We start from the raw sequence: 19,452 nt of genomic DNA, 5'->3' as shown, positions 1-19,452 counted from the left end.
GCTTTATTTTTTTAATGAGTTTTTAGGCATTGGTGGTAAACCCAATTTTTTTGAATGCAGTATATAAAAAGCTCCAATAAGTACAAATGGAATGCTGAGCAACTGGCCCATATTAAGACCAATGGTTTGGACAAGCTGAACTTCCCATTCAACTTGCACATTTTTTACAAATTCTACCATAAAACGCAGAACGAAAATCAATACTAAAGTCCATCCCATTAGATAACCACGCGGGATTATGCCATTTTTTCTTTGATATATGATCCAAAGTATGAAGAAAATAATTAAATATCCGAGAGCTTCATAAATTTGGGTGGGGTGATGGGGAGTCGATACTCCGTCTCTGACAAAAATAAAGCCCCATGGTAATGAAGTTTCATGACCATAAATTTCACTGTTAAAGAGATTACCCAGTCGGATAAGACTTCCAGCAAGAGGGGTTAGGACAGCAATCCTGTCCATGATATATAATTCGGATTTATTCCAAGAACGTCTTCCATAGAGATAAAGCCCGATAGCAAGTCCAATACCACCACCATGACTAGCAAGTCCTCCTTCCCATATAGCAAGTATCTTATGTGGGTTAGATAAGTAATATTCAGGCTCATAAAAAAAGACATGCCCAAGCCTTGCACCAATCACAGCTCCGAGTATAACGTACAAAGACATTTTGTCAATTTCTTGCAAGGGGGCATTTTCTTTCTTGAACATGTACTTTAAAAGAAAATAGCCAAAGACAAAACCAAGCGCAAAAAGTAATCCATAGTATCTTATCTGTAGGGGCCCCAAATGAAGAAAAACGGGATCAACATCCCAAACTACATAAAAAAAGTTCATAGATTATTGTTTTCTTGTCTGTAAGCAATGCATTCAATTTCAATCAAAACATCAAGTGGTAGTCTTGCTACCTGATAAGCAGCTCGAGCAGGAAAAGGTTCAGAAAAATATTCTGCATAAATTTGATTAACTCTAGAAAAATCTTCCATATTTGATAATAGCACAGTAGTTTTTACGATATCCTTAAAAGTGAGACCAGCTTCTTGAAGAATGGCTTCTATATTTTTCAAAACTTGATGAGTTTGGACAACAATATCTTTTTCAACCACCTTACCTGTTTTTGGATCAATAGGAATTTGGCCAGATATGAACAGAAAATTTCCTGCTTTTACAGCCTGACTATATGGACCCACAGGTTTCGGGGCATTTTCAGCATAAATAACTTCTTTACTGTTCATTGTCTGTTTTTGCAAAAATAAAATTATTTGCTAATTTTTTTGCCAAAGTGGGGGTAAGCGTACGATTCAACATCTTTTTCTGTTATGGTTTGTCCCCCTAGAATCAAAAGTCGTTCAACGACATTTCTTAGTTCTCTAATATTGCCTGGCCAATCAAAGGATTGAAGTTTTGCAATGGCTTCGGAACTGAACTTTTTTTCTTTTTTACCATATAGATTTGATATTTCTTTTGAAAAATGTTCAATAAGGAGGGGAATATCTTCTTTTCTTTCACGGAGTGGGGGTACTTCGATAATAATAACTGCGAGCCTATGATAGAGATCTTCTCTGAATCTTTCTTCCTTAATTTCCACTTCCAAATTTTTATTGGTAGCAGCGATGACACGGACGTCCACAGGAATTTCTTTTTCTCCACCGACACGCATGATTTTATTTTCTTGAAGAGCACGAAGTACTTTAGCTTGGGCTGAAAGGCTCATATCGCCAATTTCATCTAAAAACAATGTTCCGCCGTTTGCCAATTCAAAATCGCCTTTTCTTTGCTTGATAGCTGAAGTGAAAGCCCCTTTTTCGTGACCAAACAATTGACTTTCGATGAGTTCACTCGGAATAGCAGCACAGTTAACTTCTATAAAAGGCCCTGCTGATCGATGGCTTAATTCATGAATAGCTCGAGCTACCAACTCCTTTCCTGTTCCGCTTTCTCCTAAAATCAATACACGTGCATCTGTTTCAGCGACACGATGAATGAGTTCCTTAACATGAACGATAGCTTTAGATTGACCAACTATCGTATGAATTTGTCCAACTTTTTTCTTTAGTCGTTGATTTTCTTGAATGAGTTTTTGTTTATCGAGAGCATTTCTGATGCTAACTAATAATCTATTTAAGTCTGGTGGCTTAGGAATGTAGTCGTAGGCTCCTTTTTTAATAGCTTCTACAGCTGTTTCAATAGTTCCATGCCCTGAAATCATGATGACAGGTGAATCAGTTAGTTCCTGAATTTTAGTTAAAAGTTCTATTCCGTCCATTCCAGGCATTTTGATGTCGCACAAGATGACATCAAATGTTTGTTGCTCAATCTTTTGCAAAGCGGAAACCCCATCGGCAGCTTCTTCAACTTCGTAATTTTCATAGGTTAAAATTTCTTTTAATGCTTGCCTAATGGGTAATTCATCATCAATCACAAGGATGATAGGCATTTTTTAAACAAAGCTATAAAATTACTTTTATTTGAATATGCTTTATTTACTTAGATTTATTGAAATTAAGTAATTTTACAAAAAAAAATGAAAAATCCTCTTTGGTGGATGCTTTTGATATTAATTTTCTTCAAATCTTTCGGGCAATTTTACGAAGATTTTAGCGACGGAAATTTTACGACAAACCCGACTTGGCAAGGAGACGTATCAAAATATAAAATCTCATCTTCTACGGCTATTCCTTCCAACATGCGACCCGCCTTGCAATCCGATAACACTGTTGCTGATACCACTTATTTATCAAGTCAATACAACCTACAACTGGTGGATAGTGTGGAATGGGAATTTTGGATTAAACTAAGTTTTAATCCATCGTCGTCCAATTATGCGAGGGTTTACTTGTTGTCGAATAATTTGAATTTGACTTCAAATCTTCAAGGATATTTTATTTCTGTAGGTTATCAAGGTGTGGATAGAATACATCTTGTTAGGCAAGACGGAAATACTTTTGCTGTACTTCTAGTAGGAACGGTTGCTAATTTAAATAAAAGTACGAATGCACTGCGAATTAAGGTCAAATGGTATGATGATGGTACGTGGAGAGTTTATTCAGATACCTTAGGAGGAGACAATTATGTCATGGAAGGGTTAGCGATGGATTTGTCTTACACTCAAGGTATGGCTTTGGGTGTTTACAATTGTTATACTTCTTCTAATGCCACTAAATTTTACTTTGATGAATTTTATGCTGGTCCAGTTCGAGTAGATACCATTCCACCTCAAGTAACTTCTGTTAAGGTACTGAACCCTATTTATGTTCAGTTAACTTTTAGCGAACCCATTAATTCATATGAGGCTTTAGACCCTTCTCATTATATCATTGATCAAGGTATTGGAGAACCTTGGCTAGTTGAGAAAGACTTACAAAATCCTTTGGTATATTACCTTACTTTTTCCAATCCTATGCAAGAAAGAACCATTTATTATTTAACGGTAAACCAAATTTCGGACTTATCCGGAAACTATCTTACGTCATCCACTCATCCATGTGTTTATTATGTTCCCCGTTCTTATGATGTTGTCATAAATGAAATTATGGCTGATCCAACGCCTTCCGTAACTTTACCTGAGTATGAATATATCGAACTTTTCAATACCACAGACATTCCCATCTCTTTAGATGGCTTTAAACTTGTTATTGGAACATCTGTAAAAAACATAGGTAATGTTGTAATTCCTCCTCAAGGTTATCTTATTTTATGTGATGAGGATGGATTAAGTCTTCTTTCCCTTTATGGTCAGGCATACGGTTTTTCGTCATTTTCAGTGACTAATACAGGAACTACCATAAGTTTGTTAGAACCATCCGGTTCATTGATTACCACGGTTAGTTTTACTGACCAATGGTATGGAAGCAGTTTAAAGGCAAATGGGGGCTGGTCATTAGAACAAATAGATCCATACAATCCCTGTGGTGGAGCAGCTAACTGGAAGGCATCTGAAGATTTTCGTGGTGGAACACCTGGTCAGGTAAACAGTGTGAAAGCCAATAACCCGGATAATATTTCGCCGTATCTTATGCGGGTAACACTTGAAAACGATAGTCTTATTTGTATCTGGTTCTCCGAAAGTATGGATAGCCTTGCTTTACTCAATCCGGCAAGTTATTCTTTTTCTCATCAATTAAGCCTGAATGGTATTCCAGACCCTGTATTTCCTGAATACAAGAAAGTTTATCTGTCCCTCAATCGCCCTATTGGAAATGATACCATTTACGAAGTAACAGTGGATTTTTTATTATCGGACTGTGCTGGAAATCAAATCGATTCTCTTAAAAGAAAGGCTAATTTTGCTAAACCTAAACCTATTTTACCTGGAGATCTTATAATCAATGAAATACTTTCTAATCCAACTGAAGCCACAGAAGATTTTATAGAAATTTACAACAAAAGCAACAAAATAGTTGATTTGAAACATGTTACATTAGCCACACTTGATGACTCTGCTCATCTTACCTCGCAATATTATATTTGTCCCGATGGTTACCTTATGCTTCCAGGGCAATACCTAGTTTTTACTAAAAAAAGAAAAGCTTTAATTGGTTATTATTATACTCCATATCCAGATTGGGTTATCGAGGTTTCATCCATGCCAAGTTATAATAACGACCATGGGACCGTGGTACTTGCGTTTGATTACGGTCAAATCATTGATCAAGTTACTTATGATGTATCCATGCATGATCCTCGTCTCGTTGAAACTGATGGAGTTTCTTTGGAGCGAATTTCTCCATATTTAGCTTCAGATGAACCATCTAACTGGCACAGCGCTGCCTCTACGGTAGGTTACGCTACCCCAACATACAAAAATAGCCAACATTTCGAGCAATTAGGTGATGAAGATGAATTTTGGCTTTCCAACACATCTTTTAGTCCAGATAATGACGGGTTTGAGGATATTTTAGCTATTTTTTTCAAACCTTCACGACCTGGGTTGTTTGCAACGTTGAATATTTATAATTCATCAGGATATCTCGTAAGAAACCTTTTTTCTCAAAAAAGTATAGGATCTGAGGAAACTTTCCTTTGGGATGGCAAAAATGACGACAATCAAAGCGTTCCCGTAGGATATTACATCATCCATTTTCGAGTTTTCGATCAAAATGGTTACACAAAACAATACAAAAAAGTTGTGGCTGTAGTAACGAAATTTTCGAAATAATGTTTGTTGAACATGTTATTGTTCCAGATGAACTGAGTAAAATTCACTTTCATTGTCAGTATGAGTTATGTCATGGTCGTTGCTGTGTCGAAGGGGATGCAGGAGCTCCTCTCGAATTTGAAGAGATTAGAGATTTAGAAAAAAATGCTCATCTCATATTATCTAACGTAGAGGAAGATGCTCGGGAAGTACTAGAAAAAAACGGTTTTTTTGACTTCGACTTAGAAGGAAAACCGTGCACACCTCTTAAAAGTAACAATGAATGTGTTTTCATGGCTTGGGAAAATGGTATTGCACGTTGCATCCTTGAAAAACTCTATGAGTGTGGCTTATTTTCGTGGAAGAAACCCATATCGTGTCATCTTTATCCAATTCGAGTGAAAAATGAAGGTATATTTGAACGATTAGAGTTACACCGCTGGTCTATTTGTTACAGTGCTTTTCAAGTTTCTAACGTTTCAGAAAATAGATTGATTTTTTTTCTCAGCGAGGCACTCATTAGAAAATATGGCATGAATTGGTATCGAAGGTTGTTGATTTTAAGTGGATTCGATCCTGACTTGTTTTTAAATAGAACCAATAACAAGGATTACAAAAAATGTTTCTAGAAATCATGTTTTAGTAAATGGCTTGGTCGGAATTTTTTAGGAAAAAAAGAATCGATAGCAGTACTTTAGAAGAGGAAAAGCTTAGTCTTCGTAGGGTATTAGGGGTTGGCGATCTCACAGCTCTTGGTATTTCAGCTATCATTGGGGCTGGAATTTTCAGCACAATTGGCACGGCTGCATCTTATGCTGGTCCATCAGTTGCTTTTCTTTTTGTTCTCACTGCTATTGCATGTGGTTTTTCAGCTATGGCTTATGCACAGTTTGCTTCTGCTATTCCCCTTAGCGGAAGTGCTTATACTTATGCCTACGTCGCTTTTGGTGAGATTGTTGCTTGGATTATAGGTTGGGATCTCATCATGGAATATTCCATTGGCAATATTGCAGTAGCAATTAGCTGGAGCGACTATTTTACTGCTTTTCTTGAGGGTTTTGGAATTCATATTCCACCGTATTTTTCAATCGATTATGTATCGGCTCATCGGGGCTATGAAAAAGCATTAATTTCTTTGCAAACAGGGCAAATACTTACACCAACTTTGCAAGAGGCATATGAAGCATACGTAACTGCACCACAGATTGCTGGAATTCGGCTCATAGGAGATTTGCCAGCTTTTTTCATCGTAGCTACGTTAACAGTTTTGATTTTGATAGGAATTCGGGAAACAAAACTAACCAACAACGTGATTGTAGTATTAAAAATACTCATTTTACTGGTAGTAATAAGTGTAGGAATTTTTTATGTCGATTCATCAAGATGGCGTCCATTTTTTCCGAACGGGGTTGAGGGTATGCTAAGTGGCGTTGCAGGTGTTTTTTTTGCTTATATTGGTTTTGATGCCATTACGACTACAGCAGAAGAATGTCGTAATCCAGGCAAAGATCTTCCGCGAGGTATTTTCTTTTCGCTTTTTATTACTACCATACTTTACGTAACTATAGCTCTTGTCCTGACTGGAATCGTTCCTTATCATGAATTAGCGGTAGGTGACCCCATGGCATATGTTTTTTCTTCTCTGGGTCTTGCAAAATTTAGTGGTGTGTTAGCTTTTTCAGCTGTTATAGCCATGCTCGGAGTACTGCTGGTTTTTCAGGTTGGACAAACTCGAATTTGGATGAACATGAGTCGTGATGGTCTTTTACCTCCTTTTTTCTCTCGCATACATCCACGATTCAAAACCCCTTATGTGAGTACCATCATAGCTGGAATTTTTGTAGCAGTTCCTACACTTTTTACCAATTTAGAGGAAATGACTGAACTTACTTCAATCGGTACCATTTTTGCTTTTGTGCTTGTTACTGGTGGTGTGATGTTGCTTGATCGAAAAAAGAAAGAAATGTTTTCATCTTTTCGCATGCCTTATATCGATTCGCGTTTTATAGCACCTCTTTTTATCGTTGTCCTTGATGCATTGTTTTTTTATTTTTTTGATTTTTCGGAGAATTGGTTTTATACGGTTTTATTGATCATTTTCAACGTATTGCTTATTTTATCTATTGTTTACCGTTGGAGTTTTCTCTTACTCGTGGGTTTGATGCTGAATATTTTTATGTTAAGCACGCTCTCTGAAACAAGTTGGTTACGTTTTTTGCTCTGGCTGGCAATAGGCTTGATGTTATATTTTTTCTATGCTCGTAAGCATAGTAAGCTTAATAAAAAGCAGGATGAAATAGCAACGAAAAAAAATAATTAGATTTTCAGATTTAAAAATTCAGTTTACTTTTGTTTGAACTTTTTGTTCCTATGATCATTAGGATCTCTCATCAAGCAGATATATCTTTTTTTGAAAAGTATAATAAACCTTTTTACCTGATCAATTGGGATGGTTACAACTATCTTGTTTTGTCTTCGGAAATTAAAGAACTTTCAATTCCAGACTCATGGTACGATAAAATTTGGGTTTTTGATGATGACATTCAGCTTGCATCGCGTAAATTTTATTCCAAAACAAGAGAAATTAAGATCGGTGACTATTTTACGACTGGCAGTGATCAAATCATTCTCATTGCTGGCCCTTGTTCGGTAGAAAATGAACAAATGATTGAAGAATCAGCTCAATTCATTAAGTCACTTGGTTTAGCATCTTTACGAGCAGGTAGTTATAAACCACGAACTTCACCCTATAGTTTTCAAGGGTTGCAGAATCATGGTTTGAAATTGTTAGCACAGATCAAGGAGAAATACGGACTCTGTATTGTGACGGAAGTAAGGGATGCTTGTCATGTGGAAGAAGTAATTTGGGTAGCTGATGTGGTGCAGGTGGGGTCTAAAGCCATGTATGATAGAAGCATTCTTACCCAACTTGGAAAAATCCAAAAGCCAGTGTTGCTTAAACGGCACTTTGGAGCAACATTACAGGAATTTGTACAAGCTGCTGAATTTATTCTTTCTCATGGCAATCCCAATGTAATTCTTTGTGAAAGGGGCATACGGACATTTGAGACGAAAACAAGGTTCACGCTTGATTTAACTGGTGTTGTTTGGTTGAAAGAACATGTAAATCTTCCCATCATACTTGATCCCAGCCACGCTATGGGCTATGCCTATGGTGTTCCCGACTTAGCTAGAGCATGCCTTGCTCTAGGAGTTGATGGCCTTCTCATTGAAGTTCATCCTAAGCCTGAAAAAGCTCTGTCAGATGCCAAACAGCAACTCAATCACGAACAATTTTCAGAATTGTTTGTAACTTTGAAAAGTATCGCAGCAGCAATTCACAAAAAAATTGTCTGATGAAATATTTCACAAATTTGCTTCAAGAATATATCACACAAAAAGGTGATCCTTTAACATTCATTGAAGATGCTTGTCATTTTTTTCCTGGAACTATAAGTTTACTGCTAACACGTCAGCGAGTGCCAACCTGGAATGAGATAGTAACTCTAGCAAAGTATTTTCAAGTGGATCCCATAGAACTTGTGTTACCTAAGAAACTCATTGGACAATTGCGAACTTATTCTTTTAAATGGATTATTCTTGATGTTGATGGAGTTTTAACCGACGGAGGAATTTACATTTCTGCGCGAGGCGTTGAATCTAAACGTTTTAATGTAAAAGATGGCTATGCTATCAAGCAACTGATAGAGAATAATTTTCAAATTGGTTTTCTATCTAATGCTCATTCATCCAGAATTGTTTCATATCGAGCCAAGATGCTTAATGTAGCGTTATATTACGTCGGAGAAAAAACGAAGCATGAAGTTTTTTCAGAATGGGTGGAGAAATATAACATAGAACACTCGAGTGTCATATATGTAGGTGATGATCTTAATGATTTGGATTTAATGAAAAAAGTTGGATTTTCCGTATGTCCTAGCGATGCTCATCCTTTTATTCTTGAGCATGCCGATATGGTTCTTTTTTCACGTGGTGGTGAAGGATGTGTTGCTGAGTTATTAATATATTTAAAAAGAATCATGTCGTTTTAAAATTGTATTTAAATAATTTCTGATTTTGTTCATTTGCTTTTGTGAAGGAAGTGGTGCGCTCTTTCCAAGTTTAGATCTAAAATTGATTTGCACAAATATGCTATTTTAGCATTAAAAATGCCAATAATAAAGCTTGTTTATCTTATAGAATGCGCAAAACTGACTAAAAATATTCATAGAAATTGCATTTTAGGGATGCAGTTATGTGGCTTTTTGTTTTTTTCTTGTCTAGAGGTTAGTATTGTTTTTTCTCAAGAGAAGCAGTTTCGATATGATGATTTTTTTACTGATGGGGCGTTGAGAATAAACCTTGTACGAACGGGAAATTATCACTCTTCTACCATACGAATTCATTCTATGTTTAAGGAAACATATTGGAGCGGATGTAAGACAAAAACCATAGAACCTTACGATTATGGTAATTATAAAATCTACGTATATGATTCTTCGTCAAATCAGTTAATATTTACTCGTTCATGGTCAAGTTTGTTTTCGGAATACATTTTTACTGAAAAGGGTCGTACGGAACCGAAATCGTTTGAAGAAGTTGTTCGAATACCTTTCCCCCGCAAGACTATAAAGATTATTTTTTTCTACAGGAAAAATGATATTCCTATCTGGCTGAAGCAGGATAGTGCTTATATTAATCCAAAACATTTGGTGCTCGATGCTCCTCTCGTACCTCATGATATGGATGTTCAGAAAATTATCCATGCCGGTAAACCTGAAAATGTGATGGATATTGTCATCGTAGCTGATGGGTATAAACCTGGCGAAAAGCAAAAATTTATACAGGACGCTAAGCGGGTCATTCAATATCTTCTTCATTGTAAGCCTTACAAAGAATTTAGAAAATTCATTTCTGCCTGGACTGTCTTTATTCCAATGTCAGTTAGTGATTCTATGCTTTGTTCATTTAATACGTTGGGTATAGATCGCTACCTTATGACTGAGCGAGTTTTTTTACTTCACGATTATATAAGCCAAATACCATACGATTTTATAATATTGTTAATTAATACTGACGTGTATGGTGGGGGAGGGATCTATAACTTCTATGCTACTTGTCCTTCCGATAACCCATATACAAATTTTCTAGTCATTCATGAAACAGGTCATTCTATAGCTGGTCTTGCAGATGAATATTGGACGTCGGAGGTGAGTGTGAAAAATTTTTACAATTTGAATTACGAACCTTGGGAGCCTAACATCACGACCCTTGTGAGTTTTGAAAAAAAATGGAGTTCCATGGTGAAACCTAAGACACCAATTCCAACTCCTGCTGTAGCCACTTGGGAAAAAGAAATTGGCGTGTTTGAGGGAGGAGGATATAGTGAAAAAGGCATATATCGTCCTTCGTATGATTGCAGCATGAAATCACCTATTTACGACAATTTTTGTAAGGTTTGTCAAGAAGCAATAAAAAAAGTGATTCGTTTTTATATAAATTAAAGTAATAATCATCCAACTCATTAATTATTCATACCTCATATCATATCTTGCCTTCCAACTTTGATAAATCAGAGAGTTAAATGGTTGCAACATGCAAGTAGAAAAAAGTTTTTAAATAAAATATGTCATTTTGACACAATAAATATATGAGTTATGCCAATTTGGCATTAAAGACTAAAACCATAAGATTTTGATAATCAATATTTTGTTGAAAGTTATGCAAATGGTATATACTTTGGAAATAAGAGGATGAAGTTAAACATAAAAAAGAAAGGAGGGCAAAGCTATGTTACCGGTCAGAAGTGATTTAATTCCAAGTTTGTTCGAAGAATTTTTCAGAGATTTTCCCTTTGTTGGTTCTTTATCAACGGAATTAAGAACCATCCCTAAAATCAACATTGCTGAAACTGAAAAGGCTTTTGAAATTGAAGTTGCAGCACCAGGCTACAAGAAGGAAGATTTCAAGATCGAACTAAATGACAACACTCTAACTATCAGCTCCGAAAAGAAAGAAGAAAAAACAGAAAAAGGCAAAGACTATCATCGTCGTGAATTCAACTATTCGTGCTTTAGTCGTAGCTTTATCGTACCAGATCATGTAGATGCTGATAAGATTCATGCTGTTTATGAAAACGGTGTTCTCAGTGTAATTTTACCTAAAAAGGAAGAATACGTTTCTAAGAAGAACAAAACCATTGAAATTAAGTAAAAGCGTTTCACTTTTATCTAAGAGCAGCTGCACAGCTGCTCTTTTTTATTTGTAAGCAAAGTATTCTCCTATAAAGTAACTTTAGATAACCAATTAAGAGTAATTAAGTATAAGAATAAGAGTATAAAAAGCATAGTATGCCTCGATAATAGGCGATTAACAGATCTACAAAGAAATAACATCTTCGTTCCACTTTAAGTAAGAAAGGTAAAAAAAGCTATTATGCTTTTGCTCAACTACCGAAGAAATAAAGGCAAAAAATTAAGATAGCTAATAGTGTCAATACATGATTTCATCTATGCTAAAAAAATTTTTTTATTTTGAAAAATGATTAACTTAATTCTTTGATAACGTGTAATTATTATTTTTTATTTGCTTAAATCATTTCAAAGAAAATAATGATCAAATCTTTAAAGTTAATTGATAAATTTTATCTAAGTAAATATTTGACTTTATTTTTTAAAATTTTATTTTTGACTAAATTTTTTGTGAATTAAATTTTAACTTAATTACTATTCCAATCTGTTAACTCAAAAGATGTTATTGTTATGTAAACATCAAACTTTTTTCTTATTATAAATGCCCATCACTGATGGTGGGATAAACAAGAAATGTATTAAATCTACTTGATTTAAAATTAGAATATTAATTTATGCCAGGAAGATATAAGATAAAAGATGTAAATTTGCTTAAAACTATACGATATGCAGGATTTTCGTCAAGCCATTTTGCAAGGTATTCCGGATGAACTACCTCCAAGGAAATCATTGGATCCCAATGTCAATCATGCTCCAAAACGTAGAACTCATCTGACACAAGAAGAAAAAAAATTAGCTATAAAAAATGCCCTTCGTTATTTTAAACCCGAGTGGCATCCGATTCTTGCAAGGGAATTTGCTGAGGAACTAGAAAAATATGGGCATATTTACATGTATCGATTTAAGCCCGATTATCCTATGTACGCTAGGCCCATTTGGGAATATCCTGCGCGGTCGGTTCAAGCAGCAGCCATTATGCTCATGATCCAGAATAATCTTGATCCTGCAGTTGCACAGCATCCTGATGAACTCATAACCTATGGCGGTAATGGATCAGTATTTCAAAATTGGGTTCAGTATTTACTCACTATGAAATACCTTGCTACCATGACGGACGAACAGACATTGGTCATTTACAGTGGACATCCTCTTGGCCTTTTTCCAAGTCATCCTGATGCTCCTCGAGTGGTGGTAACTAATGGTATGGTCATACCAAATTATAGCAAACTGGAAGATTATGAGAGAATGTATGCTTTAGGCGTCACTCAATACGGTCAGATGACAGCTGGATCATACATGTATATTGGTTCACAAGGTATTGTTCATGGAACTACTATTACTATTCTCAACGCTGCACGAAAAAAAGTTGGAAATTCCCCAGACATAAGGGGAATGTTGTTTGTTTCGTCGGGGCTGGGTGGGATGAGTGGTGCTCAGCCTAAGGCAGCTAAAATAGCAGGCCTAGTTAGTATCGTTGCAGAAATTAACCCAAAGGCTTTGAAAAAAAGATTTGAACAGGGATGGGTTGATGAAGCGTATGATGATTTATCTCGCTTAGGTAAGCGTGTGGTGTCGGCCATGACTAAGCATGAAGCAGTTTCTCTTGCTTATGCCGGAAACATTGTCGATTTATGGGAATATCTTTATAAAGAAAAAATTTTCGTTCAAATAGGTTCCGATCAAACTTCATTACATAATCCATATAATGGGGGTTATTACCCTGTTGGTTTAAGTTTCGAAGAAGCTCAGCGTTGGATGGTTGAAAAACCAGAGGAGTTTAAGAAAAAAGTTCATGAATCTTTACGTTTACAAGTAGAATTGATTGATAAGCATGCAGAACGAGGCATGTATTTTTTTGACTATGGGAATGCTTTCCTTCTCGAAGCATGTCGAGCTGGGGCTAACGTTATGTTGCCCGATGGTAGATTTAAATATCCAAGTTATGTTGAAGATATTATGGGGCCTTTGTGTTTTGATTATGGTTTTGGTCCCTTTAGATGGATTTGTACTTCCGGGGATCCTCAAGATTTAAGAGTGACCGATCAGATTGCCGCTGAAGTGCTTGAAGAATACTATAAAGAGGCTCCGGAAGAAATACACCCACAATTGAAAGATAATATAATGTGGGTCAAAAAGGCTGAGGAGAACAAACTGGTTGTTGGCTCGCAGGCTCGCATTTTATATGCCGATTCTGAAGCAAGAATTCGCATTGCACAAGCATTCAACGATGCCATTAAAACAGGGAAAATATCTGCTCCTGTAGTTTTAGGGAGAGATCACCACGATGTTTCAGGAACAGATAGCCCATATAGGGAAACTGCTAATATTTATGATGGTTCTAGGTTTACGGCCGATATGGCTGTGCAAAATTTTGTTGGTGATGCTTTCAGGGGGGCTACGTGGGTTTCCTTACATAATGGTGGTGGTGTAGGATGGGGGGAGGTTATCAATGGAGGATTTGGGTTGGTTCTTGATGGATCCGATGCGGCTTCTCGTCGTTTAAAAATGATGCTTTTCTGGGATGTAAATAATGGAATAGCTCGTCGTGCCTGGGCTAGAAACCCAAATGCTTTATCAACTTTGCATCGAACTCTAAAGAATTATCCTGATCTTCAAGTTACTATACCTTATCTGGTTGACGATTCTTTGCTCAATGAAATCTTTTAAGTCTATGAGAATTGCGTTTCTTGTAATTTTAAGTGTATTGTTATTGATAGGGTGTAGGAAAAAGGACAATACTCGCGAGGTTTCAGATCATCCTGCCACAGAAGAGAAGATAGAGGCAACACCACTTATCATTGGTTATACTACTGAATCTTATGATATTGCTAGGGTTCTTGCTCAAGAATTTTCTTTCATACATCCAGATAAGACAATCAGGTTGCAAGAAATTAATTCGGAAAAGATCGATTCTATTTTAAAAATCACAGTCTTTGATGCTGTTTTTTCAAGTTTTGAACTAGATACTCTTTTTATTTATAAAAACCTTGTCAATGAAATTTATCTCTTCGCTTTAAATTTTGATAATCCGGTTCTACCTCGATTGGTTCAAACAGGAATAGATTTGCAAACTTTGAAAAAGGTTTTATCAAGTTATGAAATTCGAAATTGGAATCAAATTCTCAAAGATGTGCCGTCTCAATCCCTCCAAGTTTTTGTTCCTCCTCAAAATCATCCAGTCAATATTTTACTGCATAAATATTTTCAAGTTAGGATTCATTCACATCATATAGTTCCTTCTTATGATCAAGTGAAACAAAACCTTAGTGTTTCTAAAGGTGGTTTGGCGTGTATTTCATTACGTGACGTATATGATCTTCGAAGTGGTTTAAGAAAAAAAGGTATTTATCCTCTTTTTCTCGATTTGAACGATGATCAGTTTCTTTCGGATGACGAGTTGTTTTATGATCAAATTAATCATCTTAAAAAAGCATATCTTCGAGGAAAATATCCTGAAGGTTTTGCTTTGAAACATTATGTTTATTTTCAAAAAACTCAAACTAAAAAAGAGCTTATGGAATTTATGAAATTTGTGAACGAAAATGCTTTAAATTTGCTCGAGCCACGTGGCTATGTAAAACCCAAATAATTATTATATGAAAATAAGATTCATTACCTTGTTTATTTTTTTGGTGGTGGGAAATGTGGTTGTATATGCTCAAAAGCAAAAGAAAAACAGAAGCAAAAAGTCAACAGTGACCACCCTAACTTTTACTCAATTTAGTGATACGGTCAGTTATATGATTGGATCCGATATAGGCAGAAGTCTTAGCATGAATAAAATCCAAGTAAATGAAAACCTGCTTTTCCAAGGCATACGCGATGGTTTGGTAGGAAAAGATACTATTTTCACTAAAGAACAATTCAATGCTGTAATGCAACGATTGCAACGAGAACTCCAAAGGAAAATGGAGGAGGCTCAGGCAGAAGAAGCAAAGAAAAACAAGGAAGCTGGCAAAAAATGGCTTGAAGAAAATAAAAACAAACCTGGAGTTATAGTCACGTCGAGTGGATTGCAATACAAGGTTATACAAGAAGGAAATGGTCCCAAGCCAACTTTAAATAGTAAGGTGAAGGTGCATTACGAAGGTAAGCTCATAGACGGAAAAATTTTTGACTCAAGTTATGATCGTGGTCAACCCATTGAATTTAATCTCAACGGTGTAATTGCAGGTTGGCAGGAAGGCTTGCAACTCATGCCAGTTGGATCTATTTATGAATTTTATATTCCAAGTGAATTAGGTTATGGTGATCGTTCTTTGCCTGCTATACCAGCTGGATCTGTACTCATTTTTAAAGTAGAGCTACTCGACATCGTAAAACCTTGATAAAGATCATCTTCTTATTACATTTTTTTTATTTGATTATATTTGTTACGTGAAAAGTTCATATCCTATATACATACTTATAGCAATTTTATTTATTCAGCAGGTATTGTTCCAGCTTTATGCTATTCATATATGTCATGAAAAACAAACTTTTCATGTTTTTTTTGGTAAATGTGATCATGAAAGAGAAGATGCAAATTGCAGCAATCATAAAAATGAACCTTCGGAGTTAAACATTCGATTTAATGTAGGTTCTTGTTGTGAGAGAATTTCTTTTTCATTTTTTCCCATATTTTTTTTTGAAAAGTTCATTTTAAATATTGTCTTACCACCTCATCCTTTCTTAAAATTGAACAAGGAATTTTGCAATTTTTATTCACGTGAAGATTATTTTATTTTTTTGCGTAATGAACCATTTTATTTAAAATTTTCGTGTTTTAGAACTTGAGATTTTAATCAGTATTTCTATCACAACCTTTCAAAATACCACTTATTTAAAACAGATCGCTATGAGAAAAATATTCTTTATTATTTGTTTTCCATATATATTTATCGTTGGGTATGGTCAAATCGTAGGAAGAGTCTGGGGCGTCAGAGGTAATGATACCTTCTACCTTCCTTATTCGAACATTGTCCTGATTAACTCAAAGGTAGTGAAAGTGACAGATGATAAAGGTTTTTTTGCGATAGAAAAATATCAGTTACCTGACACGCTGGTAGTTTCTTATGTTGGATTTGTGTCTGATACGATGGTAATAGATGTTAACCAGGAATCAAAAAATATTAATGTCTACTTAAATGAAAATCTCATCTTGAAGGAGATTCTCATTACTTCTAGGAGGACCGTAGAGATGAGTTATTTAAGTCCACAGTGGAAGCAAACTTTGCATCAAAATGAATTGCAAAGAGCCCCTTGTTGCAATTTAAGTGAATGTTTCCAGACAACTGGCAGCGTAAATGTAACCTATGCAGATGCAGTAAGTGGAGCTAAGCAAATACAATTTTTGGGTCTTTCTGGGAAGTATGTTCAAATGCTTATGGACAATGTGCCCTACATGCGAGGGGCAGGAAACAGTTATACTTTACAATTTATACCTGCTAGTTGGATCAGTGCGATAGATGTATCTCGAGGAGCGGCCGATCTGACTCACGGATCAGAAAGTATTACCGGACAGATTAACATAAATCCAAAAAAACCTGGTGATGCTGAAAATCTTTATGTAGATCTTTTCGTAGGTGGCGAGGGAAAAACTGAAATTAATCTGAGTAAAACGTTGGGTAGTTCGAAAAAAGGGATGGTTATGTTTGCTCATGCTTACCGTCGATGGATGTCTATGGACCATAATCGAGATGGTTTTATGGATGCACCTTTGGAGGATAGATTTTCCTTTCAGGCTTACGGGCAACTCTTTGCGTCAAAAAAGTGGGAGTTTAGAAGTGGCTTTCGCGCAATCTACGATGACAGATCTGGTGGTCAACTCACCAATAGTTCTTATGCGCATATCGATGATTTTCATGGTGCGTGGAAAACCCATGTGAATTACAAAGTCTTTGAATTATATACAAAAGGAGGGTATGTTGCTTCTTCAAAATCTGCATGGGGGTTTATTCAATCTACAACTTTTATCGATGCTTCTATGAAGTTTGGTCTTAAGGAATATGATTGTCGACAAAATAACTATTACGCTGCTATTCTCTATCGCTATGAAATCGTACCTGATAAACATGAGTTTGATGCTGGTTTTAATATGTATTTAGATTATTATGCTCAATCTTTTTCGGATAGCAATTGGGTAGTGTTTCCCGTAACTACTGGGATTTTTTATCAGCATACTTATTTTTTGGGTAAGAAATTGACATTACAAGCTGGAAGTAGGATAGATTATCATTCATTTGATAAACGTTCTCGGTTGATACCTCGTTTGCATCTTCGTTATAACATTTCAGACAAGACAATTTTACGTATCACTTCCGGCTTAGGAGTTCATTATCCTATGATTTTTACCGAAACTCCTTTCTTGTTTACGTCCAATAGAAAAATTCGATGGGAAAATCCCATTTCATATGAAAAAGCAGTGAATAATGGTATTGCATTAATGAAATATTTTACTCTTTTTGGATGTGATTTTACTTTTTCGCTTGATTATTTTTACACTTACTTTTTTTCTCAAATGTTGTTTGACATCGAGCATGATACATCTTTTATTTACGTTTATTCTTCTACTAATAAGTCTTATGCTCACTCGATGCTTACAGAGCTATCTGTAAGTCCAACAAAGCATTTTGAAGCCAGGACTGCCTTTCAGTTGAACAGGCGTTATTACCCTAATCTGAATGGCATTATGCAGATGCAACCATTGCTCAATTTTCATAGAGCTTTGCTTACACTATCTTTCTTTACCAATCAGCGAAAATGGATTCTTGATCTAACTCTACTTTGGTATGGAAAAACAAGGCTCCCTGATAGGAGTTTTTACATCGTCGATCAATTGCCTGATTTTTCTCCATCGTTTCTCACAGGATATGTTCAAGTAACTAAGAACTGGAAGAGATGGAAGGTTTATGGTGGCATTGAAAATTTGACAAATTATAAACAAAAGAATCCTATTTTAGGTTACCAAAGACCTTATTCAAATCAATTTGAATCAGGTATTATTTGGGCTCCATTGGAGGGTCGAATGTATTACATTGGAATAAGATACGTTATCCTTTAAAACATAAAGCTATGAAAACAATCCGTTTTTTTATTTTTCTTGGCCTAATGAGCGTGTATATGGCAATTTTAGGTCAGGACGAAATTAGAGAGGTTAAAATTCTTACTAACATGCACTGTCAAAACTGCAAGAAAAAAATCGAAAACGAACTTGCTTATACCAAAGGAGTTGTCGAAACCATTGCCGATCTCGAAACAAAAATTGTTACAGTAAAGTACCATTCTCAGCAAACTTCACCAGAAAAATTAGTTGAAGCCATTCAAAAACTTGGTTATCAGGCAACGGATCTTACTCAAACCGATCAAAACAATGATTTAAAAACTTCTGAACCTTCCCAAAAGGAAAATTGTAGAAAAAAATCATCTTGTTGCAAGAAAAAGCAAGAAGAATGTAAACATTGAGGCCTGTTCTTATAATGAATTGCTGAGCAGAAGGGTGGTTAATTCTGACATCCTTCTGCTTCTTTCTTTGATAAATCGAGCAGGAATACCGGCGTAAATTTTCCATGCTTCAAGTGATTGGGTTATAAGCGACATAGCTCCAACAGCACAGCCTTCTTCGAGAATTACTCCTGGCAGTATAACACTTCTGGCACCAACTTGAACGAATCTCTTGATAAAAACATGTCCTTCTATCACATGACGAAATGAATGAGGTACCATAGGTCCAATCAAATATTCACCTGAAAAATCATCAGTCGCTGAAAAAACGATAGTTCCTGGAGACAGACCAGTGAAATCCTCCATAGTAATACCAGCTTGTCCATAAAGAGCACATTGTGCAGATATATGTATGTAATTTCCAAGTTTTATTTTTCCCGAAAGAATGCAGAAATCATCTATTCTTACATGATTACCAATTTCGATTTCCGATGGACTGTAAAAGCTTGCCTTCCTGCTTATCAAAACATTTTCTCCTACTGTTTTAAATCCAATTGATAATAATTCTTCTTTACTGTAAAAAGAATTCATAATTTTTTGTTTATATAAAAAAAGTCGTCCACGTGGGACGACTTTGCATAT

Annotated in this window: 16 protein-coding genes; 12 read left to right on the top strand and 4 right to left on the bottom strand. The window is 35.7% G+C overall.

Annotated features, from left to right (window positions below):
- Window positions 1-3 precede the first annotated feature (3 nt).
- The 3 genes from lgt to N2Z72_00395 are packed head-to-tail and all read right to left on the bottom strand — an operon-like array spanning window position 4 to window position 2,437.
- On the bottom strand, window positions 4-837 hold the full coding sequence (lgt, locus tag N2Z72_00405; GenBank protein ID MCX7696137.1) for a prolipoprotein diacylglyceryl transferase: 834 nt from the start codon (window positions 835-837) through the stop codon (window positions 4-6).
- Complete coding sequence (locus N2Z72_00400; GenBank protein ID MCX7696136.1) at window positions 834-1,235, bottom strand: RidA family protein; 402 nt, start codon at window positions 1,233-1,235, stop codon at window positions 834-836. The genes lgt and N2Z72_00400 overlap by 4 nt, the downstream gene beginning before the upstream one ends.
- Window positions 1,236-1,258: 23 nt before the next feature.
- A complete protein-coding gene (locus N2Z72_00395) occupies window positions 1,259-2,437 on the bottom strand; it encodes a sigma-54 dependent transcriptional regulator (GenBank protein ID MCX7696135.1) in 1,179 nt (392 codons plus the stop codon).
- A gap of 87 nt (window positions 2,438-2,524) precedes the next feature.
- On the opposite strand from N2Z72_00395, the gene N2Z72_00390 reads away from it, so the two are divergent.
- The 12 genes from N2Z72_00390 (at window position 2,525) to N2Z72_00335 (ending at window position 18,831) form a co-directional block, all read left to right on the top strand.
- Window positions 2,525-5,158: a lamin tail domain-containing protein gene (locus N2Z72_00390; GenBank protein ID MCX7696134.1), complete on the top strand. Its 2,634-nt coding sequence runs from the start codon at window positions 2,525-2,527 to the stop codon at window positions 5,156-5,158.
- Entirely contained in the window at window positions 5,158-5,766 is a 609-nt protein-coding gene (locus tag N2Z72_00385) for a DUF3109 family protein (protein MCX7696133.1), read from the top strand. The genes N2Z72_00390 and N2Z72_00385 overlap by 1 nt, the downstream gene beginning before the upstream one ends.
- A gap of 17 nt (window positions 5,767-5,783) precedes the next feature.
- Window positions 5,784-7,457 carry an amino acid permease gene (locus tag N2Z72_00380; protein ID MCX7696132.1) on the top strand — a complete coding sequence of 558 codons (1,674 nt, stop codon included), beginning with the start codon at window positions 5,784-5,786 and terminating at the stop codon, window positions 7,455-7,457.
- A gap of 29 nt (window positions 7,458-7,486) precedes the next feature.
- A complete protein-coding gene (aroF, locus tag N2Z72_00375; GenBank protein MCX7696131.1) occupies window positions 7,487-8,494 on the top strand; it encodes a 3-deoxy-7-phosphoheptulonate synthase in 1,008 nt (335 codons plus the stop codon).
- On the top strand, window positions 8,494-9,189 hold the full coding sequence (locus N2Z72_00370; GenBank protein ID MCX7696130.1) for an HAD-IIIA family hydrolase: 696 nt from the start codon (window positions 8,494-8,496) through the stop codon (window positions 9,187-9,189). The genes aroF and N2Z72_00370 overlap by 1 nt, the downstream gene beginning before the upstream one ends.
- A gap of 195 nt (window positions 9,190-9,384) precedes the next feature.
- Window positions 9,385-10,641: an IgA Peptidase M64 gene (locus tag N2Z72_00365; GenBank protein MCX7696129.1), complete on the top strand. Its 1,257-nt coding sequence runs from the start codon at window positions 9,385-9,387 to the stop codon at window positions 10,639-10,641.
- Between the two features lie 286 nt (window positions 10,642-10,927).
- Window positions 10,928-11,350, top strand: a complete 423-nt coding sequence (locus N2Z72_00360; protein ID MCX7696128.1) for an Hsp20/alpha crystallin family protein — start codon at window positions 10,928-10,930, stop codon at window positions 11,348-11,350.
- 704 nt (window positions 11,351-12,054) lie between these two features.
- Window positions 12,055-14,055: a urocanate hydratase gene (locus N2Z72_00355; GenBank protein MCX7696127.1), complete on the top strand. Its 2,001-nt coding sequence runs from the start codon at window positions 12,055-12,057 to the stop codon at window positions 14,053-14,055.
- Between the two features lie 4 nt (window positions 14,056-14,059).
- Window positions 14,060-14,977 carry a hypothetical protein gene (locus tag N2Z72_00350; protein ID MCX7696126.1) on the top strand — a complete coding sequence of 306 codons (918 nt, stop codon included), beginning with the start codon at window positions 14,060-14,062 and terminating at the stop codon, window positions 14,975-14,977.
- A gap of 7 nt (window positions 14,978-14,984) precedes the next feature.
- Window positions 14,985-15,716 (top strand): FKBP-type peptidyl-prolyl cis-trans isomerase, encoded by a 732-nt coding sequence (locus N2Z72_00345; GenBank protein MCX7696125.1) that lies wholly within the window; start codon window positions 14,985-14,987, stop codon window positions 15,714-15,716.
- A 509-nt stretch (window positions 15,717-16,225) separates the two neighbouring features.
- Window positions 16,226-18,430, top strand: a complete 2,205-nt coding sequence (locus tag N2Z72_00340) for a TonB-dependent receptor (protein ID MCX7696124.1) — start codon at window positions 16,226-16,228, stop codon at window positions 18,428-18,430.
- 11 nt (window positions 18,431-18,441) lie between these two features.
- Window positions 18,442-18,831, top strand: coding sequence for a heavy-metal-associated domain-containing protein (locus N2Z72_00335; protein ID MCX7696123.1), 390 nt, complete (start codon window positions 18,442-18,444; stop codon window positions 18,829-18,831).
- Between the two features lie 9 nt (window positions 18,832-18,840).
- Here N2Z72_00335 and N2Z72_00330 read toward each other — a convergent pair whose 3' ends face one another.
- Complete coding sequence (locus tag N2Z72_00330; protein MCX7696122.1) at window positions 18,841-19,401, bottom strand: acyltransferase; 561 nt, start codon at window positions 19,399-19,401, stop codon at window positions 18,841-18,843.
- Window positions 19,402-19,452: the final 51 nt, after the last annotated feature.

The organism is Bacteroidales bacterium (genome assembly GCA_026418905.1).
GTDB lineage: Bacteria > Bacteroidota > Bacteroidia > Bacteroidales > DTU049 > JAOAAK01.
This window is presented reverse-complemented; position numbering and strand designations above follow the sequence as displayed.

Coding starts and splice junctions, on each gene's coding strand:
- lgt (MCX7696137.1), bottom strand. CDS start 837: ATGAACTTTTTTTATGTAGTTTGGGATGTTGATCCCGTTTTTCTTCAT.
- N2Z72_00400 (MCX7696136.1), bottom strand. CDS start 1,235: ATGAACAGTAAAGAAGTTATTTATGCTGAAAATGCCCCGAAACCTGTG.
- N2Z72_00395 (MCX7696135.1), bottom strand. CDS start 2,437: ATGCCTATCATCCTTGTGATTGATGATGAATTACCCATTAGGCAAGCA.
- N2Z72_00390 (MCX7696134.1), top strand. CDS start 2,525: ATGAAAAATCCTCTTTGGTGGATGCTTTTGATATTAATTTTCTTCAAA.
- N2Z72_00385 (MCX7696133.1), top strand. CDS start 5,158: ATGTTTGTTGAACATGTTATTGTTCCAGATGAACTGAGTAAAATTCAC.
- N2Z72_00380 (MCX7696132.1), top strand. CDS start 5,784: ATGGCTTGGTCGGAATTTTTTAGGAAAAAAAGAATCGATAGCAGTACT.
- N2Z72_00370 (MCX7696130.1), top strand. CDS start 8,494: ATGAAATATTTCACAAATTTGCTTCAAGAATATATCACACAAAAAGGT.
- N2Z72_00365 (MCX7696129.1), top strand. CDS start 9,385: ATGCAGTTATGTGGCTTTTTGTTTTTTTCTTGTCTAGAGGTTAGTATT.
- N2Z72_00360 (MCX7696128.1), top strand. CDS start 10,928: ATGTTACCGGTCAGAAGTGATTTAATTCCAAGTTTGTTCGAAGAATTT.
- N2Z72_00355 (MCX7696127.1), top strand. CDS start 12,055: ATGCAGGATTTTCGTCAAGCCATTTTGCAAGGTATTCCGGATGAACTA.
- N2Z72_00350 (MCX7696126.1), top strand. CDS start 14,060: ATGAGAATTGCGTTTCTTGTAATTTTAAGTGTATTGTTATTGATAGGG.
- N2Z72_00345 (MCX7696125.1), top strand. CDS start 14,985: ATGAAAATAAGATTCATTACCTTGTTTATTTTTTTGGTGGTGGGAAAT.
- N2Z72_00340 (MCX7696124.1), top strand. CDS start 16,226: ATGAGAAAAATATTCTTTATTATTTGTTTTCCATATATATTTATCGTT.
- N2Z72_00335 (MCX7696123.1), top strand. CDS start 18,442: ATGAAAACAATCCGTTTTTTTATTTTTCTTGGCCTAATGAGCGTGTAT.
- N2Z72_00330 (MCX7696122.1), bottom strand. CDS start 19,401: ATGAATTCTTTTTACAGTAAAGAAGAATTATTATCAATTGGATTTAAA.